This window comes from Candidatus Frankia alpina (assembly GCF_902806485.1).
GTDB lineage: Bacteria > Actinomycetota > Actinomycetes > Frankiales > Frankiaceae > Frankia > Frankia alpina.
Genome location: NZ_CADCWT010000010.1, coordinates 23,234 through 48,190 on the forward strand (window position 1 = coordinate 23,234; position 24,957 = coordinate 48,190).

14 protein-coding genes and 3 pseudogenes are annotated in these 24,957 nt (G+C 73.4%); 10 read left to right on the forward strand and 7 right to left on the reverse strand.

Annotation, left to right across the window (positions count from 1 at the left end; genetic code table 11):
* Nucleotides 1-65: 65 nt before the first annotated feature.
* Together G6R25_RS24900 and G6R25_RS31210 are read right to left on the reverse strand one after the other, a co-directional pair.
* Nucleotides 66-2,969: a mycofactocin system FadH/OYE family oxidoreductase 2 gene (locus G6R25_RS24900; RefSeq protein WP_235947237.1), complete on the reverse strand. Its 2,904-nt coding sequence runs from the start codon at nucleotides 2,967-2,969 to the stop codon at nucleotides 66-68.
* A 67-nt stretch (nucleotides 2,970-3,036) separates the two neighbouring features.
* Nucleotides 3,037-4,203: pseudogene (locus G6R25_RS31210) on the reverse strand (mycofactocin system FadH/OYE family oxidoreductase 1); the annotation flags it as partial.
* Between the two features lie 149 nt (nucleotides 4,204-4,352).
* On the opposite strand from G6R25_RS31210, the gene mftR reads away from it, so the two are divergent.
* The 6 genes and pseudogenes from mftR (at nucleotide 4,353) to G6R25_RS02760 (ending at nucleotide 15,309) form a co-directional block, all read left to right on the forward strand.
* Nucleotides 4,353-4,964 (forward strand): mycofactocin system transcriptional regulator, encoded by a 612-nt coding sequence (gene mftR, locus G6R25_RS02740; protein WP_235947229.1) that lies wholly within the window; start codon nucleotides 4,353-4,355, stop codon nucleotides 4,962-4,964.
* Nucleotides 4,965-5,830: 866 nt separating this feature from the next.
* The gene (locus G6R25_RS02745) at nucleotides 5,831-6,484 is read left to right on the forward strand and encodes a hypothetical protein (RefSeq protein ID WP_235947231.1); all 654 of its coding nucleotides are present in this window, start codon (nucleotides 5,831-5,833) and stop codon (nucleotides 6,482-6,484) included.
* Between the two features lie 2,545 nt (nucleotides 6,485-9,029).
* Nucleotides 9,030-10,772: pseudogene (locus G6R25_RS26030) on the forward strand (HAD-IC family P-type ATPase); the annotation flags it as partial.
* A gap of 190 nt (nucleotides 10,773-10,962) precedes the next feature.
* Nucleotides 10,963-11,454 (forward strand): cation transporting ATPase C-terminal domain-containing protein, encoded by a 492-nt coding sequence (locus G6R25_RS26035; RefSeq protein WP_235947240.1) that lies wholly within the window; start codon nucleotides 10,963-10,965, stop codon nucleotides 11,452-11,454.
* A gap of 151 nt (nucleotides 11,455-11,605) precedes the next feature.
* Nucleotides 11,606-12,484, forward strand: coding sequence for an undecaprenyl-diphosphate phosphatase (locus tag G6R25_RS02755; RefSeq protein WP_163551546.1), 879 nt, complete (start codon nucleotides 11,606-11,608; stop codon nucleotides 12,482-12,484).
* Nucleotides 12,485-12,648: 164 nt separating this feature from the next.
* Entirely contained in the window at nucleotides 12,649-15,309 is a 2,661-nt protein-coding gene (locus tag G6R25_RS02760; RefSeq protein ID WP_163551547.1) for an HAD-IC family P-type ATPase, read from the forward strand.
* Nucleotides 15,310-15,475: 166 nt separating this feature from the next.
* On the opposite strand, the pseudogene G6R25_RS28640 reads toward G6R25_RS02760, so the two are convergent.
* The 4 genes and pseudogenes from G6R25_RS28640 to G6R25_RS02775 all read right to left on the reverse strand — a co-directional run.
* A pseudogene (locus tag G6R25_RS28640) lies at nucleotides 15,476-15,649 on the reverse strand (Na+/H+ antiporter NhaA); the annotation flags it as partial.
* The gene (locus G6R25_RS02765; protein WP_336500426.1) at nucleotides 15,565-16,686 is read right to left on the reverse strand and encodes a Na+/H+ antiporter NhaA; all 1,122 of its coding nucleotides are present in this window, start codon (nucleotides 16,684-16,686) and stop codon (nucleotides 15,565-15,567) included. The gene G6R25_RS02765 and the pseudogene G6R25_RS28640, both read right to left, overlap by 85 nt.
* Nucleotides 16,687-16,967: 281 nt before the next feature.
* Nucleotides 16,968-19,412 carry a bifunctional copper resistance protein CopD/cytochrome c oxidase assembly protein gene (locus G6R25_RS02770; protein WP_163551549.1) on the reverse strand — a complete coding sequence of 815 codons (2,445 nt, stop codon included), beginning with the start codon at nucleotides 19,410-19,412 and terminating at the stop codon, nucleotides 16,968-16,970.
* 2 nt (nucleotides 19,413-19,414) lie between these two features.
* Entirely contained in the window at nucleotides 19,415-20,107 is a 693-nt protein-coding gene (locus G6R25_RS02775; protein WP_163551550.1) for a copper resistance CopC family protein, read from the reverse strand.
* Between the two features lie 246 nt (nucleotides 20,108-20,353).
* On the opposite strand from G6R25_RS02775, the gene G6R25_RS02780 reads away from it, so the two are divergent.
* The 3 genes from G6R25_RS02780 (at nucleotide 20,354) to G6R25_RS24905 (ending at nucleotide 23,227) form a co-directional block, all read left to right on the forward strand.
* The gene (locus G6R25_RS02780) at nucleotides 20,354-21,607 is read left to right on the forward strand and encodes a tyrosine-type recombinase/integrase (RefSeq protein WP_163551552.1); all 1,254 of its coding nucleotides are present in this window, start codon (nucleotides 20,354-20,356) and stop codon (nucleotides 21,605-21,607) included.
* Between the two features lie 964 nt (nucleotides 21,608-22,571).
* Nucleotides 22,572-22,826 carry a hypothetical protein gene (locus G6R25_RS02785; RefSeq protein WP_163551554.1) on the forward strand — a complete coding sequence of 85 codons (255 nt, stop codon included), beginning with the start codon at nucleotides 22,572-22,574 and terminating at the stop codon, nucleotides 22,824-22,826.
* Complete coding sequence (locus G6R25_RS24905; protein ID WP_205446814.1) at nucleotides 22,823-23,227, forward strand: hypothetical protein; 405 nt, start codon at nucleotides 22,823-22,825, stop codon at nucleotides 23,225-23,227. The genes G6R25_RS02785 and G6R25_RS24905 overlap by 4 nt, the downstream gene beginning before the upstream one ends.
* 275 nt (nucleotides 23,228-23,502) lie before the next feature.
* On the opposite strand, the gene G6R25_RS02795 is transcribed toward G6R25_RS24905, so the two are convergent.
* Complete coding sequence (locus tag G6R25_RS02795; RefSeq protein ID WP_163551555.1) at nucleotides 23,503-23,820, reverse strand: hypothetical protein; 318 nt, start codon at nucleotides 23,818-23,820, stop codon at nucleotides 23,503-23,505.
* Between the two features lie 262 nt (nucleotides 23,821-24,082).
* On the opposite strand from G6R25_RS02795, the gene G6R25_RS26040 reads away from it, so the two are divergent.
* Nucleotides 24,083-24,844, forward strand: coding sequence for an XRE family transcriptional regulator (locus tag G6R25_RS26040; protein ID WP_235947234.1), 762 nt, complete (start codon nucleotides 24,083-24,085; stop codon nucleotides 24,842-24,844).
* The last annotated feature ends 113 nt before the right edge of the window (nucleotides 24,845-24,957 follow it).

Below are 24,957 nucleotides of genomic sequence, written 5' to 3' on the forward strand. Positions count from 1 at the left end.
GAACATGAACATCAAGATTGTCAGGCTCTGGCGGTGGGGTGTGGTTCCGCGCAGCCTCGGGCGACTCAGAGCAGGACGCCGACCCGGTCGCCCTCGAGGATGGCGGCGTGCGCGCGCCGTGGGGCCAGGCAGTCACCGATTCGGTGTAGCTCGAACGGGGCATCCGCCCGCAGCGCGGACCACAGCGCGTCGTGCGCTCGGGGAGGTTCGGTGTGCACGACCCAGTCCACCGTGTGGTGCCGCATCGCCCCGGTGGGATGGTGCGTCACGTTCACCGTCAGCCCGCTGGCGTCACCGGTCTGCCCGCGGTCACCTGGCGCACCGGACGGTTCGGAGCCCGTCACGACGAGGTCGCCGGCCTGCCGGATGCCCAGGGCGGCCGCGCGTCGGTTCCACCGCTCCAGATCCAGGGTGAGACCGAGATCCTGGCCGACGACCATCGCGTCACTGATCACCGTCACGTCGGCGCCGCGGGCGGCGAGCAGCTCCGCCACCGAGGGGGCCTGGTGGAAGCCGGTGGCGTCCACCACAAGCACCCGCCCGTGCGGGCGGGCCGCGCCGCTCAGAACCTCCCGCACACCGACGATCCGTGGATCTTCACCCGCCCAGCCGGGCCGGACCGGCCGGGCCCCGGTGGCCAGGACGACGGCGTCGGGTTCGCCGGCGCGCAGCAGGTCGGTGTCGGCGACGGTGCCCAGCAGCACCTCGACGCCGAGCCCGCCCAGGCGGGCGGCGAGATCGTCGACCAGTGTGCGTAGCCCGCCCCGGCCCGGCAGCCGAGAGGCGAGCAGCACCTGGCCGCCGAGCCGGTCGCCACGCTCGACGACGGTGACGCGGTGGCCGCGCCCGGCCGCGATGACGGCGGCCCGCAGGCCACCCGGGCCGCCCCCCACGACGTACACCCGCCGCCCGCGTCGGCGCGGCGGTGCCAGCATCACCGCCTCCCGGCCCGCCCTCGGGTTGACCAGGCAGCCCAGCCAGCGGTTGCGGCCCGTCCGGCCCACGCACTCCTGGTTGCAGGCCACACAGGTGCCGCCTTCGCCCCGGCCGTCCTCGCTCCGAGCGCCCGTTCGGGCTGCCGCGGCGAAGGCAGGGTCGGCGATCTGGCCGCGGACCACCCCGACGAGATCGGCCTGGCCGGCGGCCAGGACCAGTTCGGCCTGCGCCAGGTCGGTGAACCTGCCGACGGCGACGACCGGCAGGTCGACCGCGGCCCTGATCGCCGCGGCGATGTGCGCCGCGTAGCCCGGGCGGACCTGCATGCTCGGCACGATCAGCGGCAGCGTCGAGGTGGCCACGCCGATGGCCGTGTTGAGGTAGTCGACCAAGCCGGTGGCGTCGACCATCGCCGCGACCGCGACCGCCTCGTCGAGGGTGATGCCCCCCTCGATCCCGTCGTCGCCGCAGAGCCGCACCCCCAGGACCCGGCCGGGCCCGATCGCCGCCCGCACCGCATCGATGATCTCCAGTAGCAGCCGAGCCCGGTTCGCGAGCGGGCCGCCGTAACGGTCGGTGCGCCGGTTCGTGGTCGGCGCCAGGAATCCGCGGATCAGGGAGCTGTGCGAACACTGCACCTCGACGCCGTCGAAGCCGCCCGCCGCGGCGTGCGTGGCTGCCCGGGTGAAACCGGCGACCACCTCGGCGATCTCGGCCTCCGTCATTGCCTTGGGGACCTCACGGAACATCGGGTCCGCCACCGCGCTCGGCGCCCACACGGGCAGCCGGGTGTAGATCGAGGAGGACTGCCCGCCGTTGTGGTTGAGCTGGGCGAGGACCAGCACCCCGTGCGCGTGGACCGCGTCGGCGATCCGCCGCAGACCGGGGACCACCGCCGGATCGAAACCGCGGATCATCTTCTCGTAGGGGCGGTCGCCCGGATGGGTGGTGAGCTCCTCGGTGATGACCAGCCCTGTTCCACCGGCCGCCCGGGCGGCGTAGTAGGCGGCGTGGCGCGCGTTCGGCAGACCCTCGTCGGCGTAGTTGGTCAGGTGCGCGCAGAACACGATCCGGTTGGGCAATATCAGCGGCCCGATCTGTCGCGGGGTGAACAGCCCTGGCGGTTCACTCGTCCCCGCGTCGCCCGGCCGGGCGGGTGCGGATCGCCGCGGCCCGTTCGGGGCATCCTCCTTACCTGCCGGTCGACCCTGGCCGGGGCCGGGGCCGGGGATGTCATGGCCCGCCCAGGGGGAGTCGGGCTGGCCGGCGCCGATCTCCAGCGCTCGGTGACGGCCTTCCAGGACGGCCTGCAGGACGGTCCGCGGCGCAATCGTGTCCCCCGCCCGAGGCAGCTGCGGGCGGCGGCTGTGCAGCGTGTCTCGCGGCAGCCGGGGACCGCAGTCGATGACGGCGGTACAGGCGAGGGTCTGCCGCTCGGCTGTCCACACGTCCGCCAGCACGAGCCCGTCCGGACCGATCTCGCGTATCCGGGACCGCGTCCGGCGGTGGACCCCGGCGCGGGCCAGTCGCACGTTCGCGGGCGCGAGATCGCCGGCGGCCAGGCGGGCGCCGACTACCGGGTCGGCCGTGACGATCGTGACCGGGCGGCCGAGCTCGGCCAGCCACTGCGCGGTCGCCACCCCCACGGGTCCCCCAAGCGGGTCATGAACGACCACGGCCCCCGCAGGAAGGTCCGCCGCCCCCGCCGTCAGGACGTCGACCACGTCGAGGACCTGGATCGTCGCCGTGGCGCAGGGAGCGGGCAGGTCGGTCCGAGCGGCGGGTGGCGCCGGGACCGAACCGGTGGCGAGCAGCACGGCGTGGCCAGCTGCCCGGTGCCGGTCGATCTCCTCGGTGCCGATGTCGGTGTTCAGACAGATCCGTACCCCGAGCCGGTGACACTCGGCCGCCCACCAGTCGGTCAGCCGAGCCAGCCGATCGCGCCCGGCCCCCCGGGCCGCGATCCGCAGCGTCCCGCCCAGCCGGGCGGTGCGCTCGGCCAGCCGGACCCGGTGCCCGCGGGTGGCCAGCACGCGCGCGGCCTTCCAGCCCGGCCGGGCCGCCGCCGACGACGAGGACGTCCACCTGCGCCGCGGCCTGCCCGTGCAGTGGGGGTTCGACGGTCTCGTGGCCGCTGGCGGGTTCGCCGATGCAGCTCACCAGCGGGTTGCGGACATCCCGGACCTGGCAGGCCTGATTGCACAGCACGCAGGGACGCACGCGATGACCCTGGCCCGCGCGGACCAGTGCCACCAGGTCCGGCTCCGCGATCAGCGCGCGCGTCATCTCCACCACGTCCGCGGCCGCGGTGCCGAGGGCTCGTTCGGCGTCGGCGACGTCCACGACACTGCCCTGCAGCACGACGGGCACCCGGCCACCGGCGGCGCGGCGCATCCGGCGGGCGAGATCGGTGTTGAAGGCGGGTGGGGTGGCCGCGTCGGGCCGGTACGCGCCCGTCGCGAACGGGCCGCCTCGGACCACGACAAGCAGGTCGACGAGGTCGGCGAGCGCGGCCACCTGGCCGGCCGCCTGCTGCGGGGTGACGCCTGCCCAGGGCGCCAGCTTATCGCAGCACAACCGAAGACCGAGGATCCGCGCGTCGCCGATGGTCGCACGGACCGCCGCGAGGACCTCGCGGGTGAGGCGGAGCCGGTCCTGGCCGTAGCCGTCGGCGCGCCGGTTCGTCAGTCCCGAGTGGAACTGCCGCAGCAGGGAGAACACCCCGGCGTCGATCTCCACCCCGTCGAGCCCGGCCGTCATCGCCCGGTCGGCCCCGGCTGCGAAGCCCGCGACGATGCCCGCGATGGTGGTCTGGTCCAGTTCGGCGGGTACCTCCCGGCTCACCACGTCGGCCACCGGGGAGGGAGCCCACAGCGGCTGCTGCGACCACGCGCTCGACCCCTGCCCGCCGGCGTGGCCCAGGCCGGCGAGCACCACGGTCCCGTGCGGGCGGACCGCCTGAGCCAGGGCCGCCCAACCGGGCCCACAGTCGGCGGCGAGCGGGGTCCGTTCGTAGGGCCAGTCATCGGAGGTGACCGAGGCGGTCTCGGTGACGATCATGCCGGCTCCGCCCGCCGCCCGCCGCTCGTAGTAGGCGACGTGCCGCTCGGACAACGCCCGCCCCCGGGCCAGGTTGGTCTCATGCGGTCCGAACAGGACCCGGGAAGGCGCGTGCAATCCGGCGCGCAGCACGATCGGCTGGCTCAACCGGGTGGCCGTCACCACCGCTCGAACGGGCGGCGCACCCGCCGCTTCCGCGGGCCGCATGGATCTCCTCTACGGTGATGGTGGTCGTCTGGGTCAGGCAGAGGCCGTAGGACCGGCATGCCGGCGATGCGGGCCGGCCGCCCGCCGACCGCCGCCTTGGACATTAGTGGCACTCGGTGTCGAAAGTGAAGTGGGGTGAGGGGCGAGTGGTGCCCGTCGTTGTGACCACGGGTGTCGACGGTCGACGCACCGGCCGCCGGCCCGCCACCAGCGCGGCAGAGCTCGAGCACCTCGCCCTGCAGATGTTCACCAAGCGGGGTTTCGAGGAGACCACCGTCGACGACATCGCCCGCGCGGCCGGGATCGGGCGGCGTACCTTCTTCCGCTACTTCGCCTCCAAGAACGATGTCCCCTGGGGTGACTTCGACGGCCAGCTCGAGGTCATGCGTGCCTCGCTGGCGGCCGCGACGGCGGGCGAACCGATGCTTGCCGTCCTGCGTCGGGCGATTCTCGACTTCAACACCTATCCGCCCGCGGAGGGCGACTGGCTACGCCGCCGGATGACGCTCATCCTGCGCACCCCTGCCCTGCAGGCACACTCGACGCTGCGCTACGCAAGCTGGCGCGGCGTCATCGCCGAATTCGTCGCCCGCCGGGCCGGTCAACCAGTGGACGCCCTGGCGCCGCAGGCGGTCGCGGCGACGCATCTCGGGGTCTCGGTCGCCGCGTACGAGCAGTGGCTGCGAGCGGAGGGCGCGGACCTGGTCGCACTCCTCGACGAGGCGCTCGGGCTGCTTGCGACCGGTTTCCAGGCGATCTGACGGCCGGCCGGCCATAGCTCCCGTTGGCGATCCGTCCACGCGTGTCGCGACAGAAAGTAGCCACATCATTGCGCTGAGCGGTAGCGCTGTGGCACCGAAGCTGCGAGGCTGTGCACCCATCGACGCAGTCCGATGACTCTTCGGAGCTGACGGCCGGCTGGTTGACGGGGAGGAAGCGCTCCATGGCAAGCACGAGCTCCAGGAACGGCGCCGGGCCGAGCAGCGCTGGTACGCGTGAGAGCACCATCGCCGGGGCTTCGGCCAGCCCGAGCGCCGTGCAGCCCTCGGGATCGCCCGCCGGCGATGCCGCGCCGGGCGACGGGAGCTCGCAGCCGGGCCCGGCATCTGCGGGGTCGTCCGCGCCACAGGCCAGCTCGACCAGCGCATCCCCCGGCACGACCGGGGCAGGCGTCTCGGGTGCCCGATCCACCGCGTCGGGGTCCACCGCGTCGGGGTCCACCGCGTCGGGGTCCGGCGGGTCCAGGACGTCCACCGCGAAGGCCGCCGCCAAAGCTGGCACCGGCAGGGCCGCCGCCACGAAGGCGGGAGCGGCGCGGCCTACGAATGCGAAGACCGCGACCGGGCCCCGCACGGCGGGCTCGGCGTCTCCGGCGAGGCCTTCATCGAGCAGGTCCACCGCCACGGGGGCGGCCGCGGCGGGGTCCACCTCCGCGCGCGCCAGCTCCACCCGGGCGGGAACAACGCGAACAGCCTCCGTCCGCCGATCCGCCACTGCGGCGACGCCGGCGGAATCGGCCGCCGGGGCGGCCATCGGGACCACGGCGCGGGCCGCCGGCACCCGCTCGACCGCCGCGCGGGCAGGAGCCGCCCAGGCGGGCTCCGCCAGCCGGGCGACGTCGACCCGCGTGGAGTCCGGGCGCGGCACCTCGGTCTCGGCGTCGACCGCACCCGGCGGCAGGTCAGCGTCGGGGCGGGGCACCGCCCGCCGGGACGGCGGCAGCCGGGTCACGGCCTCCTCCGCCGTTCGGGTGACCTCCACCCCGTCGGGGGGTGCGGCGCAGACGCGCCGTCCCGCGGGCACATCGACCGAGGCGCGTACGGCGACGCTGCGCCTGCCCTTCGTCACCGCCCGCTTCGAGGTCTCCCCACCGGCCGCGCCCGGTAGCCAGGTCCGGTTGGGGCCGTTGAGCCTGCCCGCCCCGGGACGCACCGCCTACTACCTGGGGCTGGGCACCCTCGCGGTGGTCGAACTGATCGAGTGGCCGGTGGCGCTGGCCATCGCGGCCGGCACCTACGTGGCCGGGCATGCGATGGGACCGCAGGCCACTGCCGCGCGGACGGGCGAGGCCGAGGTCGAGATCAGCGCGGAGCTGCCCACCGGCCTCGGGCCGCGTGGGCTGTGGCGGCGATTCCGGCATGCCGAACACGGCCTCGGCGGCCTGTCCGGCGGCACCGATCACAACGGAAATGGCCACCGTGAGCGTGGTCACGAGGGGCGTGGTCACGAGGGTCGTGGTCAGAACGGCTTTCGCGGCGGTGGCGTCGCTCGACCGCGGTGATAGCCCGCCGCACGTGAGGCTGCCCGGCCCAGCCGCGGCGAGGTCCGCGGCGGTGATGCTCGTCCGGACGCTGAACATCGAGCTGACCCGCCCGGACCGGCGACCACGGCGGGTGTGGAGTCGGGACGGCGACGCGCACATCGAGCTTCATCCGCGGTGGCCCGAGGGCACCCAGCCGGATCCGGCCTTCGCCGACGCCTGCCGTCGCCTGCACCGCGCGGTCGTCGCCGCGCTGCACCGATTGGACGGCGTCGACTGGGCCCAGGTCGACGAGGGCCTGGGACGGGTGCTCATCAGCTTCGACTCCGATCGCGTGTACGTGGCGGAGCTGGTCGACGCCGTCGCCGCGGTGGAGGCAACCCAGCGCGAAGGCGTGGTCGGCGAGCGGGGCCCGGACGCCGGGCACGCCCGGACCGGCGCCGGGAGCGAGGGGGATGACGCGGGACAGCCGGGTGCCGGCGCCGAGGTCGGTCCTGCGGCCGACGTCGCCGACGCCGCGCCTCGAGCCGGTGACGGCCGGGCGACGCTGCCTGGGCACGCCGCGCACCCGGGGGATCCGGGGGCGGTGATCGCCGCGATGATCGGACTCGGCGTGGACACCGCGGCACTCGGCGTCGCCGTGGCGGCCCGGGTCTGCCGGGTGCCGGCCGTGCCCCGTGCGGCGGACGCGGTGGTGGCGCTCGTGGATCACCAGCCGTGGGTCCGGCGGGCGGTGGAACGCCGCCTTGGCCAGCAAGGCGCCGATCTGACGATCGGCCTGCTCGGCGCAGGCGCGGGTGCCCTGACCCAGAGCCCGGACATCTTCGTCGTCGGCGTGGCCCACCGGGCGGCGGTCGTCGGCGAGCTGCTCGCCGAACGGGCGGCGTTCATCCGCCGCCAACCCGACCTCCTGCGCCGTACCGCCCGCGCGGACCAGGTTCCCGGCTCGTCGGCTGTCCCGTCCGAACCGGCTGCCGCGCGGACCTCGGGTGGCGCGGCGGAGCTGCGGGCCGCCGCGGCGCTGGCTGGTGGTGGGGATCCGCCGGTGCCGGGGCAGCCGTCCGGAGCCTTGCCTGGCCCGTCGCGACTACCCGGCGAGATCGGCGCACGCGCGCGGGAGCACCGGCCCCGCCCCGTTCCCGCCGGCCCGATCGAGCGGAGCGCCGAGCGGATGGCCGCCGTCGGCGCCGCCAGCCTGCTCGCGACCGGCTCCCCGCGCGTCGGCGGCGAGCTGGTGCTGGCGACCGTGCCGCGGGCCGCCCGGCTGGGCCGGGAGGTTTTCGCGGCCACGGCGGCCCGCCGGCTGTCCGCTCGGGACGTGGTGACCCTCGACGCCCGCTGCCTGCGCCGGTTCGATCGGATCGACGCCGTCGTTGTCTGCGCGCAGGTGCTGCTGGGGGAGCGGATGCGGGTGCTGGCCGCCGCCGACGCGGCCACCTGGTCGCGGGCGGATCGCCTGCTCGACGAGGTGGACCCTCGGCGGGTGTTCCAACCGGGCGACGTCGTCGCGCGGCAGGGGGCCGAACGGGTGGTGGCGGTGCACGCAGAAGGGCCACGATCGGCGCTGCACCCATCCGGGCTACCCGTCGAGCTCCGCGTCGGCCGCCGCCGGGCGCACGCCGTCGTCGGCGCCGAACTCGACGGGTTCGCCGAGGCACTCCTGCGCGCCGCCCGGGCGTGCGGCACCGTCGTGCTCACCGCCCACGCCAGCACGGTCGAGCTCGCCGCACTCGTCGACACCGTGCTGCCCGCGGGCACGGCTGTGGACACCGAGGTCTGGCGGCTGCAGGCGACTGGCCGGATGGTTGCCGTCGTGGCCGGGGGTGCGCGCCCGGAGGCGCCGGCGGTCGCCGCCGGGGACGCCGACGCGCTGTTCAGCGCGGATGTGGGCATCGGGGTGGACACCCCGGGGGCCCGCCCGCCCTGGTCGGCTGATCTGATCTGTGCGGACGGTCTGGTCGATGCCTGGCGGATCCTGCAACTCCCACCGGTCGCCGCGTCGGTCAGCAGCCGGTCGGTGACCCTCGCCCACTCCGCGTCGGCCCTGGCCGTCCTCACCACCATCGCCGGGCTGGGACGCGACGACACCGGTGCGGGCCAGGGCCGCCGGGCGGGGCTGATCCGGCCCGCGGCGCTCGTGCGCGCCGCGCCGGTCAACGCCGCCGCGCTCGGCGCGATGGCGCTCGGCGCGCTCAGCGCGAGCCGCGCCGACCGGCGCAGCCCTCCCGCGCCTGCGTGGCACACCGACTGGCATGCCCTGCCGGCGGACGCTGTGCGACGCCGGCTGGCCGCCGTCCCGCAGGAACCGGCGGAACCGGCCGGCGCCCGCACCGCCGAAATCGCCGCCCCGACCGCCGGACGCGCCGTCGGCTCGATGGCGTCCGCGGCCCGTGGGTTCACCGTCGCGCTGCTCTCGGACCTGAGCGATCCGCTGATCCCGGTGCTGTTCGTCGGGGCCGTCGCGAGCGCGGTGCTCGGGTCGACGGTCGACGCGGCGCTCGTCGCGGGCGTGTCGGTCGCCAACGCCGTGGTCAGCGGGGCGCAGCGGGCCAGGGCCGAGGCGGTGATGCGGCGGCTGATGGCCCGGCACACCCCGCTGGCCCGGGTGGTGACGACGACGGACACCCGGCTTGTCGACGCCGTCGACCTGCGCATGGGCGACCTCGTCGAGGTGCGTGCCGCCGACGTGGTGCCCGCGGACGCCCGACTGGTCCACGCCGAGTCCCTGGAGGTCGACGAATCCTCCCTCACCGGGGAATCGGTGCCCGTCGTCAAGGACACCGCCCCGACGCCGGGCGCCGCGCTCACCGAGCGGCACAACATGCTCTACGAGGGGACGACCGTGCTTGCCGGGTCCGGTCGGGCGGTGGTGGTCGCTGTCGGCACGGCGACCGAGGCCGGTCGGGCGGGGCAGGTGGCGGTCGGCCACGGGTTGCCGCAAGGCGTGCAGGCCCGGCTCGCCGATCTGACCCGGCTCGCGATCCCGCTCACCGCGGTCAGCGGGATCGTCGTGGCCGGCCTGTCCTGGCTGCGTGGCACGTCGTTGCGGGCCGCCGCCAACGCCGGGGTGGCCGTCGCGGTGGCCGCGGTACCCGAGGGGCTTCCACTAGTCGCCACGGTCGCGCAGATGGCGTCGGCGCGCCGGCTGGCCAGGCTCGGCGTGCTCGTCCGCTCCTCCCGCACCGTCGAGGCCCTCGGTCGCGTCGACACCGTGTGCTTCGACAAGACCGGCACCCTCACCGAGGGGCGGCTGGTGCTGCGTGACGTCGTCGTCCGCTCTGCTGCCGCGCGCGGGCGGGCGAACGGTGCCGCGGGTGGGCCTGCCGCCCGGTGGCGGCGGGTCCCCGCGTCGGATCCGGCCGCGGCGGCGGTGCACCGGATCGCGGCCGCGGCCAGTCCGGCGCCGGGTGGGCCGGCGCCGTATGCCACCGATCGGGCGGTGCTCGATGCCGCCCACGGGCTCCCTGCGCTGGGGCGACGCCTGGCGGAGATGCCGTTCGAGACCGCGCGTGGATACGCGGCCACGCTGCTGCGTGGCCCGGGCGGGACGGAGGTGCTCGCCGTCAAGGGCGCCCCTGAGGTGCTGCTCGACCGATGCCGGCTGGGATCCGGCCGGCGGCGGGAGGCGGTGCTGGTCGCCGAGGACCTGGCCAGGCGGGGGCTACGAGTCCTCGCCGTCGCCCGTGCGGACCAGACCGCGCCGGACCAGACCGGGCCGAACCAGGCCTCACCCGACCGGGGGCGGCGCGTGGGCGCGCACCCCCGAGCGAACCAGGGGAGCCCGATCGGGGCAGATCGGCTCCGCACGTTGGAGCTTGTCGGCTTCCTCGGCCTGGCCGACACGCCCCGGCCATCGGCCGCTCCGGCTGTGCGACGGCTGGCCGAGGCCGGGATCCGGGTGCTCGTCGTGACCGGGGACCACCCGGTGACCGGGGGTGCGATCGCCGCCGAGCTCGGTGTCCCGGGGGCTGACCACGTCGTCACCGGCGCGGAGCTCGCGGCGCTCGGTGACGAGGAGTACGCGCGCCGAGTCGAGGAGGCGACGGTGTTCGCGCGCATCTCTCCCGAGCAGAAGGTGCGCCTCGTCCTCGCGTTGCGCCGGCGCGGTCACGTGGTGGCCATGACCGGGGACGGCACGAACGACGCCGCGGCCATCCGCGCCGCCGACGTCGGTGTCGCCGTGCGCGGCCATGGGTCGGCGGCGGCCACCGGCGCCGCCGACCTCCTGCTCACCGACGCCGACGTCACCCGCCTGGTCGACGCCCTCGAAGAGGGCACGAGCATGTGGCAGGCGGTGACCGATGCGGTGTCGGTGCTGGTCGGCGGCAACGCTGGGGAGGTCACGTTCACCGTGCTCGCAACGGCGCTCGGGGGGACGGCGCCGTTGAATCCGCGCCAGCTGCTACTCGTCAACCTGCTGACCGACATGGCCCCGGCGATGGCCCTCGCCGTCCGGGGGCGTGCACCGCAGGGGGGGGCTCCCGCCGTCCGCGCCGACGATGACACCGCCCGGTCAGGTGGGGAGACCGGGCGGGCGCACAGCGGGACCGGCCCGGCCGGACCCCGGGGGGGTCCGTCGTGGCGGGGTCGCGGCGACCGACTGGCTCACCGGCCCGCTGCGACGCATCCTGCTGATCCGCGGCGGGGCGACCGCGGGCGCGGCGAGCGCCGCGTGGCTGCTCTGCCGGCTCACCGGCACCCGGCGGCGCGCCTCGACCGTCGCGTTGCTCGCGCTCGTCGGGGCCCAGCTGGGCCAGACCCTGGCCCTTGCGGGCCGGGATCCACTGGTCATTACGACGGCGATCGCCAGCGTGGTCGTGCTTGCCGTGCTGGTGCAGACGCCGGTGCTCAGCGCGCTGTTCGGGTCCCGCCCGGTCGGGCCGGTCGGTTGGAGCATCGCGCTGGGCGCTGCCGGCGTGGCCACCCTCGCGGCCTGGCGGGCGGCAAGCCACCACAGTCCCGCCCTGCCGCCCGGCGCACGGTCGGGTTAGGCCCGCTATCCGGGTGTGCTCCGCGCTCCGCTAGCGTGAGGCGCGTGGAGGGGTGCACACCGATGACGCGACCAGATCGGACCCGACGGGCAGGTGACCTGCCGACCGGCAGGGGGGCCGCCGTGCGCTCGGGTTCCGCCGGCCGGCGCCGATGAACTTCTTCGAGGGCACGGTCCTCGGACTGGTGCAGGGGTTGACCGAGTTTCTTCCCGTCTCCTCCAGCGCGCACCTGCGGATCACCGCCGCGCTGGCCGGCTGGGACGATCCCGGCGCCGCGTTCACCGCGGTCACCCAGATCGGCACCGAGACGGCGGTGCTGATCTACTTCCGCAAGGACATCGCGCGGATCGTGCGGGCCTGGGCGCTGTCGTGGACCCGCCGGGAGATGCGCAAGGACACCGACGCCCGCGTCGGCTGGCTGGTCATCCTCGGCACGATCCCCATCGGCCTGCTCGGCGTCACGTTCCAGGATGCCGTCGAGGGCCCGTTTCGCGATCTGCGTCTGATCGCGACGACGCTGATCGTGCTTGGTCTGATCCTCGGCGGTGCGGACTGGTACGCCTCGAAGGGCCGCCCGCGCGGGCGGCACTCGCTGCCGCGGCCACGTAAGACCCTGCCCGACCTGTCGGTGCGCGACGGTGTGCTCTACGGGCTGGCGCAGTCGGCCGCGCTGATCCCGGGGGTGTCCCGGTCCGGGGCGACGATCAGCGGCGGGCTGCTGCTCGGCTACACCCGCGAGGCGGCCGCGCGCTACTCGTTCCTGCTCGCGATGCCCGCGGTGCTCGCCTCCGGCGTGTTCGAGCTGAAGTCGATCGACGGCGACGGTGCCGAGGTGTCGTGGGGGCCGACGATTCTCGCCACGATCGTGGCGTTCGCCACCGGCTACGCGGCCATCGCCTGGTTCCTGCGCTACATCTCGACCCGCAGTTTCGCGCCGTTCGTGCTGTACCGGGTCGCGCTGGGGCTGCTGTTGCTGGCGTTGCTCGCCGGGGGCGCGATCAGCGCGGACGCGGGCGCACCGGCCGACTGACGACCCGCGGGCGAACTCGTCGCAGACGCGTCAACTACGGTGGGCATGCGGCCCATGCGGCGTACGGAACGCGCGCCGGCCGTCCGCCGGATCCCGGGCCCAGCAGGCGATGCCCGACGCCGCCGAGCCCCTGATGGCGGCCGCGACGGAGCACGGAGGACGCAATGGATCGGCCAGGGGTCGCGGGAACGCGGCCGTCCGGTTTCCCCGTCTCGGCGGCCGGGCCCGCCGCCGGGCTGACGGCTGCCGAGGTCGCCGAGCGGATCGCCGACGGCCGCGTGAACGACGTGCCGCTGCGCTCCAGCCGGAGCCTCGGCGAGATCGTCCGCGCCAACGTCTTCACCCGGATCAACGCGATCATCGGCGTCCTGCTGGTGTTCATGGTGATCGTCGGCCCGTTTCAGGACGCCCTGTTCGGCGGTGTGTTCGTCGCGAACACCCTGGTGGGATTCTTCCAGGAGCTGCGCGCCAAGCGCACCCTGGACCAGCTGGCGGTGGTCGGGGAGTCCCGGCCGCTGGTGCGCCGCGACGGGGTCGCGGCGCAGCTCGCCGCCTCCGAGATCGTCCTTGACGACGTCATCGAGCTCGGGCCGGGCGACCGGATCGGCGTCGACGGGGTCGTCGCCGAGGCCGAACATCTGGAGGTCGATGAGTCACTGCTGACCGGCGAGGCCGACCCGGTGCACAAGCAGCCCGGCGACCAGGTCATGTCCGGCAGCTTCGTGGTCGCGGGCGTGGGCGCCTTCCGGGCGACCCGGGTGGGCCGCGAGGCCTACGCCGCGCAGCTCGCAGAGGAGGCCAGCCGGTTCACCCTGGTGCACTCCGAGCTGCGCGCCGGCATCAGCACGATCCTCCGGGTCGTGACCTGGATGATCATCCCGACCGGCGTCGCGTTGATCATCAGCCAGCTTTACGTCAACGACGACGACCTGTCCGAGGCGATCCGCCGGATGGTCGCCGGTCTGGTGCCGATGGTGCCCGAGGGACTCGTGCTGCTCACCTCGGTGGCCTTCGCGGTCGGGGTGGTGCGTCTGGGGCGCCGCCAGTGCCTCGTCCAGGAACTGCTGGCGATCGAGGGGCTGGCCCGCGTCGACGTCGTCTGCCTCGACAAGACCGGCACCCTCACCGAGGCGGCGATGGACGTCGCCGAGCTGCGCATCGTCGACGCGGACGCCGCAACCGCGATCGGTTCCGCAACCGCGATCGGTTCCGCGGCCGACGTGGCCCGGCAGGTGCTCGGCGTGCTCGGCACCACCGACGCCCGGCCGAACCCCAGCATGCTGGCGATCATCGACGCGTACCCGGCGCCGGCGGGCTGGGCGGTGCGGGCGGACGCCCCGTTCTCCTCGGCCCGCGGGTGGAGCGGCGCGACGGTGGCCGACCCGGCCGGCAGCGTCGCCACCTGGCTGCTCGGCGCGCCCGACGTGCTGCTGCCCGCCGGTCACCCGGTGCTCACCGAGGTTGACGGCTTCGGCGCGCGCGGCCTGCGGGTGCTGCTGCTCGGCCGGTTCACCGCCCCGCTCGACGGCGCGCTGGCCGAACCGGCGAGCGTCCCGGCCTCCGTGGTGCCGGTCGCGCTCGTCGTGATCGCCCAGCGGCTGCGGGCCGACGCGGCGGACACCCTGCGCTACTTCGCCGAGCAGAATGTCGCGGCGAAGGTGATCTCCGGGGACAACGCGCTGTCCGTCGGCGCGGTCGCCCGCTCCCTGGGCCTACCCGGCGCCGACTCGCCGGTGGACGGGAGGACGCTGCCGACAGACCCTGTCGGTCTCGCCGACGCCCTGGAAACCCATTCGATCTTCGGACGGGTGGCCCCGCAGCAGAAGCGGGCGATGGTCGCCGCCCTGCAGGCGCGCGGCCACACGGTCGCGATGACCGGCGACGGCGTCAACGACGTCCTCGCCCTCAAGGACGCCGACATCGGTGTCGCGATGGGTTCGGGCAGCCAGGCGGCCCGCAGCGTCGCCCAGATCGTTCTGCTCGACAACAGCTTCGCGACGCTGCCGTCCGTCGTCGGCGAGGGGCGCCGCGTCATCAGCAACATCGAACGCGTCGCGAACCTGTTCCTGACGAAAACCGTCTACTCGGTGCTGCTCGCGATTCTGGTCGTCGTCACCCGGGTGCCCTATCCGTTCCTGCCGCGGCACCTGACGTTGCTCAGCTCGCTGACGATCGGTATCCCGGCGTTCTTCCTCGCGCTCGCCCCGAACACCGAGCGGGCCCGGCCGGACTTCGTCGGCCGGGTGCTGCGCTTCGCGCTGCCCGCCGGGATCATCGCCGCGGCGGCGACGATGGCGTCCTACCTGGTGGCGCGGTCGATCTACGACGATCTGGACGCCGAGACGTCGATGGCGACCCTGACGCTGTTCCTGATCGCGCTGTGGGTGCTGGCGATCGTCGCCCGCCCCTACACGTGGTGGCGCCTCGCCCTGGTGCTGACCATGGCGGTCGCGTTCGTGCTGGTCCTGGTGATCCCGTTCGGCCAGGAGTTCTTCCAGCTGTCGCTGGTGGGGACGACCGGCCCGTGGACCGGGGTGGGCATCGCGGCGGGCTCGGGGATGCTGCTCGAACTCGTCTGGTTGCTGACGCGGCGCCACCTGGCCGTCGCGGCCTCCCGGGACGAGCTGGCCGCGGCGCGGCGTCCCTCGGCGTCGCAGAGCAACGTGCGGACCCTGCCGGCGCTGCCGGCACCGGCACCGGCGGCGGCACCGCCCGCGTCCGGCGCCGAACCCGCCGCGCCGGGCGTGGGGCCGGAGGGCGACGGCGAATTTGTGGCTCGGGGTGAGGCCACCGCGGGTGGGGGGAGGGCCGGCGCGCCGGCCTGACCTGGGCCTTCCGGCCGGGGACTACCACGTCTCGGACGGCGTCCGGGCCGCCTCGCGTGCGCGACTTGCAGGTGCCGCGATCGTCCCCGGCGACGAGCGGGGAACGCAGGGCGACGACGGCGAGGGCGCTGGCCACGATCGACGCGGTGAGGATCGCGGTGGAGGCGCCCTCGACGGTGTCCGAGTCGCGTAGGGCGAGGCGGGCGATGAGCAGGCTGACGGTGTAGCCGATCCCGGCGAGTAGGCCGAGGGGGATCAGGTGGCGCCAGCGGACGCCGTCGGGCAGGCGGGCGGCGCCGAGGTGCACGGCGAGCCAGGCGCCGGCGGGGACGCCGAGGAACTTGCCGGCGACCAGCCCGACGGCCACCCCCCGGCTGATCGGGTCGGTGGCGACGTGGAGCAGGGCAGAGGGGCGAGGGAGACCCCGGTCGCGGACAGCGCGAACACGGGGACGATTACGGCGGCGGAGATCGGGCTCAGGTGCCGTTCGAGTCGGGTGGCGGGCGGTTCGCGTTCGCCGGGGCGCGGGCGGACCGGGACGAGCAGGCCGAGGGCGACGCCGGCGACGGTGGCGTGGATGCCGGCGGCGTGCATGCTGACCCAGGTGGCCGCGGCGAGCGGGACGTGCAGCAGCGGTGAGTTCCATCGCTGCCGGTGGGCGAGGGCGACGGCGGCGAGCAGGAGGGCGGTGGCGGCGAGCCAGCCGGGGGTGATGCCGTCGCTGAAGCCGATGGCAATGAGCAGGATGCCGCCGAGGTCGTCGGCGACGGCGAGGCCGAGCAGGACGGTGCGTAGCCCGGCGGGTACGCGGGGGCCGGCGGGGGAGAGGACGCCGAGGGCGAAGGCGCCGAGGGCGAAGGCGATGTCGGTGGCGACGGGGATGGCCCAGGCCCGCCCGGCGCCCGGGGTGCTGTGGGTGAGAGCGAGGCAGATCAACGCGGGTGTGATCATGCCGCCGGCGGCGGCGGCGACGGGCAGTGCGGCGCTGCGCCGGTCGGCGAGGCCGCCGATGGTGAGTTCCTGTTTGAGTTCGAGGCCGACGACGAAGAAGAAGACGGCGAGCAGGCCGTCGGCGACCCAGTCGGTGACGCGCAGGTGATCGAGGTGTAGCCAGGGCGGTCCGAGACCGGCCGGGGCGGACCACGCCGCGTGGTAGGCGCCGGGCGCGGCGTTCGCCCAGATCAGGGCGGCCACCGTCGTGCCGACGAGCAGCAGCCCGCGGGTGGTCTCCGCCCGCAGGAACACGGCGAACCCGTCACGCTCCGCCCCGTGCGTGCCGGGCCGGAGCCGGCCTGACCGCCGCGCCCGGCCCTTTCCCCACCGCGACCACACGTTCCGGCTTCTGCGCTGCTCGGCGGCGGAATGGGCCAGGCTCACGGGGCGGTTGTGACACCTGGCTGCTCCTCCGTCGCGGCCGCCGCGCGACGGCAGGTGTGGATGGCGACAGATTTCAGTTCGCCTGAGAGATCGTAACGAGGAATGCCCGCACGCGCCGCGTAGATGGCGAAGACATCACATCAGGACCCACCCTTGAGCGAGAATAACTCGCACCTTCTCAGGAGGTTGATTATACTTTTCGATCGATATTCCGTCGGCGCAAATCGGCGGACTGCATGACGGTGGCGAAGGCCGGTCGAAGTGACGCCAGGTAATCGCTTTCAGTCGTCGTCGCCGGCCGATGCGCGCCCGCCGAAGGCGATATCGTCGTCCGCTGCCCGGCGGGGCGTGGGAGGCATGATCGGTCCCACCGGCCCGCTGCCGGTCAGCACGCCGGTTGTGACTGCCGGGCCGGTCGCCGCCGCGGTACGGCGCCGGGGTGGGCCGTCGGCGAGACCGGCGAGGTAGGCGTTGTAGGCGTCGAGTTCGGCGTCGACGTCACCGGCGGCGGCGATTCGGCGCTCCCGGTTCCGGGTGCGCCGCTCGTCCAGCCGCGACCACTGGATGGACAGCACGATGAGCACGACGAACGTCGGCAGCTCCCCGAACGACCAGACGATCGCGCCGGCGGTGCGCTGGTCGCTGAGCGGGCTGACCCCCCAGGGCCGCACCAGCCGGCCGTACCAGTCGGCCCCGAGCAGCGACGATTCGGCCATGATCGCCAGGCCGAGGAAGGTGTGGAAAGGTACGACGGATATCAGCATCAGGATCCGCCCCGGATGCGGCAGCCGCCGCGGCAGCGGGTCGATTCCGATGAGCAGCTCGAAGAACAGCACGCCGACCGCGAGAAAATGCACGTTCATGTACAGGTGGCCGAGGTGGTTGTGCATCAGCGTGGTCAGCAGCGACGTCAGGTACAGCACGTACAGACTGCCGACGAAGTTCACCGTCACCAGCGCCGGATGGGTCAGCACCCGCACCGGCCAGGAATGCAGCAGCGCCACCAGCCATTCCCGCGGCCCGCTGCGGTGCGGGGCCTGCGCGGGGCGCATCGCCCGCAGCGCCAGGGTCGTTGGAGCGCCGAGAACGAGGGGGATCGGCGCGAGCATGCTCAGCAGCATGTGCTGGGTCATGTGCACGCTGAGCAGGACGGGCCCGTAGCGCCCGAGCCCGCTGGAGGTGGCGAAGACGACGACGGCCAGACCGCACAGCCAGGCGATGGTGCGCCCGACCGGCCAGCGGGCGCCCCGGACGTGCAGCCGGCGCACCCCGGCGAGGTACAGGCCGGCGGCGACCACCGACGCGGCGAGGAACACCCAGTCGATCCGCCAGTCGGCGGCCAACCGGGCGGCGCTCACCGGCGGCGGCATCGGGTAGCCGAGCAGCGCCCGGGTCGGGTCGGCGGGCACGAGGGCGTCGTTCACCGGCGGCGCCGTGCGCGACAGCCCCACGGCCAGGCCCAGAGTGGCCGTCAGTACCGTCAGCTCCACGCCCGCCAGGCGAAGGAACCGACCGACCGCCTCCGCCGCCGCTGTGGTCGCTGCCGTCGGGGTGGCCGCCGCCGTCGGCGTGGTCGCGGCGAGCCGGGCGACGACCCGGCGGCGCAGCAGGCCGCCGAGCACGACCGCGGCGATCAGGCCCACCGCCTTGAGCGTGACGAGCAGGCCGTAACGGGTCTCCCACAGCGGCGCCAGGCCGCCGAGGCGCAGCGCGGCCCCACCGATCCCGCTGACCGCGGTGACGGCCGCCGCGCCGGCGGCGAACCGGCTGTGGCGCCGCAGCGCCGGGCCGAAGGAACCGGCGGGCAGCCGCACGGCGGACAGCAGGCCGAGCAGCCCGCCCACCCACGCCGACGCGGCGAGGATGTGCACGGCGAGCGTCACCACTGCGATCGCGTGGTCACCGGAGGTGGCGGCGTGTCCGGCGAAGACCGGCGGCAGCAGTCCGATGGCGGCGACGGCGAGCAGCGCACCGGCCGCGGTCGTCGTCGTCACCGTGCGGCCGACGATCGCCACCACGGCGGCGAGCACCGCGACGGTGATCAGGGCGCGGCCCTGCTCGGTCGAGGCGACGAACGACCGCAGCGCGCGCAGGTCGAGCACGTCCCCGGCCGGCTTCGCGGAGACGTCGGACAGGGTGAACACCAGCTCCGCGAGCGTGGCGAGCACCCACACCACCGCGGCGTCGGCCGCGTACCGCCCGCAGCGGCGCGCGGTCGGCTGGCGGGACCCGGCCGCGCGGTCCGGCAGGGCGGCTGCCCGCGTGGCCGTCCGCGCGCCGCCTGCGCGGGTCGTCGCGCCGTCTGCGCGCGCTGTCGTCGCATCCGTACCGGACGGCTCGTCCGCACCGGGCGGCTCATGGCCGCGGCGCGCGGGGGTGCGCCGCGCCGGCAGCAGGACCGCGGCGGCGAGCAGCCAGCCGAGCGTGGCGACCGAGGCGATCCGACCCACCAGCCGGGCGAACGGCAACGCCCAGTAGGTACCTTCGCCGGCCGAGGGCAGCCCTGGCAGCCGGAGCGGACCCGGGCCGAAGCCGACGACCAGAGCCAGCACGGCGCACCCGGCCAGCACCGCGACGGGCAGCGCGCGGGCGACCGCGCCCGGTGGCCGGGCCGATGTCGGCCGGGCGGACGTCGGCGCCGGAGAGACGCCCCCCGATGGGAGGACCTCCGGGGAGCCAGGGGAGTCGGCCGAGGTGGGCGTGCCCGCCGAGGAGGAAGAGTCCATGGTCAGCGCGCTCCGGGTTGACGACGGCGCAGGATCAGGGTGACGATCAGGCCGCCGACGGCGAGGACGACGACGGCGGCGATCACGACGAACAGGGCCCAGCCGATACCCCCGCCGTCCCCATCGTGCGCGCCGGCGGCGGTCGCGGTCGAGGCGGACCTGCCGGGGACTGCCGCGGTCCCCGTGCTGGGCGTGGTCGTGGCGGGCGCCGCGGTGGCCGCGCCGACGCCGGGAACGCCGCTCCCGGCCGATGGCGCGGCGCCGGCATCGGCGGCCTGCGGGCTCGCCCGTCCCGCGACGGTGAACGCGAACGTCCCCCCGACCGGATGGCCGTCCTCGGACACGGCCTGGTAGGAGACCGTGTAGCGTCCGTCGGCCAGCGCGGAGAGCGGTTGATGCACGGTGGCGCCCTCGACCACCGTGGCGCCGATGACCACGCTGGTGCCGTCGGTGCGGGTCACGGCGAGGTGGGTGTAGCGGGACGAGACGGACTCGTTGAAGCTCAGGGTGATCTCACCCGGCGCGGTGGGCAGCACGCTGTCCGCGGCCGGCGTGGTGGCCACGAGCCGGGAGTGCGCCGCGGCGGGTGCCGCCAGAGCCAGCAGCAGCGCCGGCAGGATCGCGGCGACGACGCCGACCGCGGCGGTGACCCTGCCCCGCCGAGCGCCGCCGCGACGCGCATAAACCGTCTGCATCTGTCGTCGCACCCGCCGGATTCTACGCGCCGTAGAACGTGGATCGTGGGCACTGCCGGGCGGAACCTGCGTGCCAGCGACGGGAACGCGTCCCCGTCGCAGGTGCTTCGACCCGCTTTGGCGCCAGTTCTGACGCCAACTTGGCGCCACGGGAGATCAGGTAGAGTCGTCTGCGCTCCCCGTGGCATTGAGCGGCAGCTTGCGTCACACCGACGCCACGCACCGGACGACATCCGGCGTTCTGCCATGGGAGTGCACGTGGCCACGGGCCGCATCACGAGCGATGCCTACTACGACAAGATCAAGAAGCACTGGTTCTACCAGATCAACATCCCGGCGAGCTTGACCCCCGATGGTCGTCGGCGCCGCGAGAAGGGCCGCAGTTCGCCGCGCGGGGTCAACTTCCGGACCAAAGGCGAGGCCCTTGAGGCGATGGACCGGCGGCTGCGGGAGATCCGCGCCTGGAAGATCGACTTCAGTGGGCGGATGACGCTCGCCGAGTTCGTGGAGGCGTGGGCCGAACATCAGCGGGACGAGATACCTGACGAGCGGATCGCGAAGTACCAGTACACCGTCGAGACCTACGTCATCCCCTGGCTCGGCACCGTCAGGCTCGGCGACGTCGCCGACCGGCTGAAGGTTCACTACCGCTTCCTCCGGACAGAGGGCATGCACCGGTCCTGCTGCCACCGCAACCGCGCCCGCGCAGAGCGGGGGGACGTTACCCGGTGTCGGGAGGGCAGGCCACTGTCCGCGTCGACCACGGCGCAGGTGCACAAGGTGTTGCGCTCGATGCTTGGTCTTGCGGTCGAGCTCGACCTGTTCCCCATTCACCCGATGATCAAGATCAAGCCTCCGGCGTTCAAGCACAAGGAGTTCACCCCCTGGAGTGCCGCAGAGGTGCACCGGGGAACCGACCTGTTCGCGGCGGAGCGGCTCGGCCTGGCGTGGATCGTGGCGATGATGGGTGGCCTTCGCCGCGGTGAGCTGGCCGGGCTGCGGTGGCGCGATGTCGACCTTGATGCCCGCCTGATCCACGTGGTGAACCAGCGCGCGTACGTGCACACCGAGTCGGGGACCAAGATCGTAGACAGGGAGCCGAAGGGGACATTGCGGCGATCAATTCCGATGTCCGGCGTCGTCGTGACCTTGCTCACTGAGCACCGGAAGCGCCAGCGGATCGAGGGCCTGAAGCACGGCTACGGCTCCCCGATCTACGTCTTCGTGAACGAGCTCGGCGAGCGGTACTCCCCGGCAGTGATCTACAACCGCTTCCAGACCGCATGTCGGCGCTACGGGCTACCGGTGGTCCGTCTCCACGATCTTCGCCACACCTTCGCGACGCTGCTGTTCAGCGAGAAGATCGACCCAAAGATCATTCAGAAGCTGCTGGGTCACTCGTCCGACCGCTTGACGCGAGAGATCTATATCCACTACCTCCCCGAAATGGGAGCGGAGGCAGTTGCGGCTCTCGACAAGAAGATCGGGAAGTCGGCCTGACCAGGCGAGAAGCCGAAGCCGTTTTTGATCTAGAAAATTCCCCGACTGCAATTTACGGCTCCGGGCGGTGCTGCGAACACTGACCCCGGGGCCTCGAAGCGACCCCAGGAGGTCACCCCGTGTCTGTCATTGTCGCACGGCCGGATGCGGCCGGAGCCAACATCGTCTGCGAAGCCATCCTCGGCTGCCAGGCCCCGGCCGTGGTGATCGTGGAGGATCGAGAAGGTGGTCGGGCCCGCGTGTGCCCGTTCCACCACCAGGACATGATGCGTGTCTCTGATGGCCTCATCCGCGGTGTCGGGCTCGTGCGTCCCGATGCGGCGGAGCCGGCCGTGGCGGTTAGCCGATGAGCCTCGGACATCAGTTGGCCGCGTGGGATCTGCTCCCCGGCGAACTCACCCCACAGGAACGCGTCGTGCTGCTCGCCCTGGCGGAGGATTGCCGGTCCGGCCGTGACTCGTGCTCACCTGGTCACAAGGTCCTGACGGCACGTACCGGTCTGGGTCGATCACAACTGTCCGTCACGATTTCCCGTCTCGTCTCCCGCGGCCTGGTGGCTCTGGCTGAACGGGCACGGCGAGGCAGGAACGCTGTCTACCGTCTCCTGTTCGCCGAGAAGGAGCGTCCGGACAGCCGGACCCAGAGCGTGCCGACTGGTACCGATCATGGTTCGGAAAGGGTCCGGCCTGCCGGCAGCCTCCCTGGTGGTTCTTCTCCCCGCAAGAACATCCTGTCGCGCGTCTGCGCTCCGAAGAGATCATCATCAACACCGAAGATGCAGCCCTGGCAGAGACCGTCGACCGCACCGACGAACCGGCTGAAGCCGTCACCACGGCTGGACCTGTCGGCCCTACCCCCCCGAACCGCCAGCGTGGGCGGTTGATGCCGCCAGGGAGCAACTGGGACGGTTCGCGGTCCCGTCTGCTGTGCGGGCCATGGCTCGGTCGATTGCGGGTGCGCAGTCATGACCCTCACACCCACCGCGGCGGCTGATCCGAGTTGGCTGCCGCCGATCCCGCCCGGATACGCGCCGACTGAGCAGGACATCGCCACGGCACGGGCCGACTTCGCTAGCCGCGACGACTACGCGGCGGCGGTCGGCGCGTTGCACGCCGCGCTGCGGCTGGTCCTGGCGGGTGAGCCGTTCGCGGACGTCGCAGTCCGCTACGCCTTGGCGTTGCGTCTGGTGGCGCTTGGCGACTTGGAGGTGACCAGATGATCCCCACTCGACTCACCCCGACCCGGCGCGCTGCGGTCATGGTCCGGCTCTGCTACGAACTCGGATCCGGCCGTCCGGCTACCCGGGCGGACATCGTCCGCGAGATGTTCGGCGCCCCGACCGTGGCCATCAGCGGCATCAGCCCGACCGACGTCGCCGTCACCCTGGCGTCACCCGTGTTCGTCGCACCGGCCGCGCCCGATCACCAGGGCGACGATGTCGTCAGCAGGGACGCCCCTGTCGATCAGGCCCCTGATTCGGTCGTCAGCTTCGCTGACGCTGCCGCCAGGCTCGGCCTGTCCATCGGGACCGTGCGCCGCTACTGCGCTCCCTCGTCAGGCAAGCTCCGGCGTGTCGGTACCGGGGTCTCCCTTGCCTCTGTGGAAGCGCTGGCAGCCTGATCCGGCTTGGGCGGCGTCGTCATTCGCCGGGCGAACCACACGCCTACTGGCAAGCAGACGGTTAACGACGTCTTCCAGGACCTCCCCGGGGGTCGGAGCCCCCTCCCGGTCCGTATCGATGGAACCGCCGGGCCGGAACAGTCGGGCTCTGCTCGCGTGGGGGATGGCCTCGCGCAACCGGCGAGCGATGGCCACCGGATCGAACCCGGGTTCAGTCTCGTCCACCGTCACATGCGCGGTTGCCCGGTCAGGGTTGGCGAAGTCGACGATCACCATCACGTCGCCTCGCCATCCCCCGGGGCGTCGCTCTCCCGCGGGTCGGGCGCTCCCTGAAAGATCAGCATCGCGGCACCGACGTGCGTAACCGTCTCGACCAGTGGGACATCGCCAGGTAGGTAGCGGGCGAGAGCCGCTGTTAGTGCCGATGCGGTGATCCCCTGGTCGGTGACCGCCGTGTGCCGGCCGATGATCTTCGAGTAGTGCACGGTGACGCCCGGCATAGCCGGGAGCTGCACCGGATACGTCGGATCTGGGGGAGCCGCATCGTCCGCGGTCTCAGCCGCGTCCGCCCGGCGGGTCCGCTGCTTGGTCACGGTCGTATCCCTTCCGGCCCCCTGGTCACACCCATCCGCCCGCCTCCTGTTGGTCGAGGGCACCGGGCACGCCCGCCCGTAGCTGAAGCGCGCCCGGTGCCAGTAGGCGCCCCGCCCGGGGGCCGATGCTGGGGATAGCTGCCCGGACGGAACGCCACACGAGCGTCACGCAGTACGGAGGACACTGCTACCGCCCGCATGGGACGCTTGGGGATGTCACGGCGCCCGGCAAGGCGTCCCGTTGCGTCCCTGCGGAGCCGGTATGCGAAATGAGCGTCTGAGCGCCGCCCTGGCGAGTAGACGGATGGATCCTGCGAGCCTGGCTGAAGCGGTAGGCGTTGATCACAAGACGGCGGAGCGCTGGCTCTCGAAGGGCAGGACACCGCGCCGACGAACGGCTCTCGAAGCCGCGGCACTGCTCAAGGAAGATGCGGCGTACCTCTGGCCTGCCCTCGTTGATGACGCGCGCCAGGACTCGGCGAGCCGCGCCGAGTTCGTCACCCTGTACCCACACCGGGGCGCTGTCCCGTTGGACCTCTGCGCGGTGCTACTCGACCAGGCGAAGGACTGTGTCGATGTGCTGGTCTACGCCGGGCTGTTCCTGACCGACGGCACACCTGATCTCGCCAAGCGGCTCATCCGCAAGGCGGAGAACGGAGTGCGTGTCCGCGTGCTCCTCGGTGATCCTGACTCGGAGGCGGTGGCCGCGAGGGGCGCCGAAGAGGGGGTGTTCGGCGGGGTGTCGGCGCGTGTCCGCCTCAGTCTGACCCACCTGCAAGATGCCATCGGGGTGCCGGGGGTTCACATCCACCTGCACGGCACGACGCTCTACAGCTCCATCTACCGCTTCGATGACGTCCTGCTCGCGAACACCCATGTGTTCGGAGCTCCGGCCGCTCAGAGCCCGGTGATCCACCTACAGCGGATCCCGGGCGGTCGGCTGTTCGACCATTACATGAGCAGCTTCGACCGCGTGTACTCCGGCTCCGTGCCGGTGGAGGGGAGCGTGCCACACCGTGGCTAGAAGGGACTTCTACAACGACCCGGCTGCGCCAAAGCCCAACTCGATCGTCCCTGCGGCCACTGAGCCTTTCCCGGTAACGTTTTGTCGCTTTGCGTGACATCAATGTGGTGTTG

What these genes read in the sequence shown, in the direction of transcription:
- G6R25_RS26035 (WP_235947240.1), top strand. Translation starts at nt 10,963, where the DNA reads ATGACACCGCCCGGTCAGGTGGGGAGACCGGGCGGGCGCACAGCGGGA.
- G6R25_RS02755 (WP_163551546.1), top strand. Translation starts at nt 11,606, where the DNA reads ATGAACTTCTTCGAGGGCACGGTCCTCGGACTGGTGCAGGGGTTGACC.
- G6R25_RS02760 (WP_163551547.1), top strand. Translation starts at nt 12,649, where the DNA reads ATGGATCGGCCAGGGGTCGCGGGAACGCGGCCGTCCGGTTTCCCCGTC.
- G6R25_RS02770 (WP_163551549.1), bottom strand. Translation starts at nt 19,412, where the DNA reads ATGGACTCTTCCTCCTCGGCGGGCACGCCCACCTCGGCCGACTCCCCT.
- G6R25_RS02775 (WP_163551550.1), bottom strand. Translation starts at nt 20,107, where the DNA reads ATGCAGACGGTTTATGCGCGTCGCGGCGGCGCTCGGCGGGGCAGGGTC.
- G6R25_RS02780 (WP_163551552.1), top strand. Translation starts at nt 20,354, where the DNA reads ATGGGAGTGCACGTGGCCACGGGCCGCATCACGAGCGATGCCTACTAC.
- G6R25_RS02785 (WP_163551554.1), top strand. Translation starts at nt 22,572, where the DNA reads ATGACCCTCACACCCACCGCGGCGGCTGATCCGAGTTGGCTGCCGCCG.
- G6R25_RS24905 (WP_205446814.1), top strand. Translation starts at nt 22,823, where the DNA reads ATGATCCCCACTCGACTCACCCCGACCCGGCGCGCTGCGGTCATGGTC.
- G6R25_RS26040 (WP_235947234.1), top strand. Translation starts at nt 24,083, where the DNA reads ATGCGAAATGAGCGTCTGAGCGCCGCCCTGGCGAGTAGACGGATGGAT.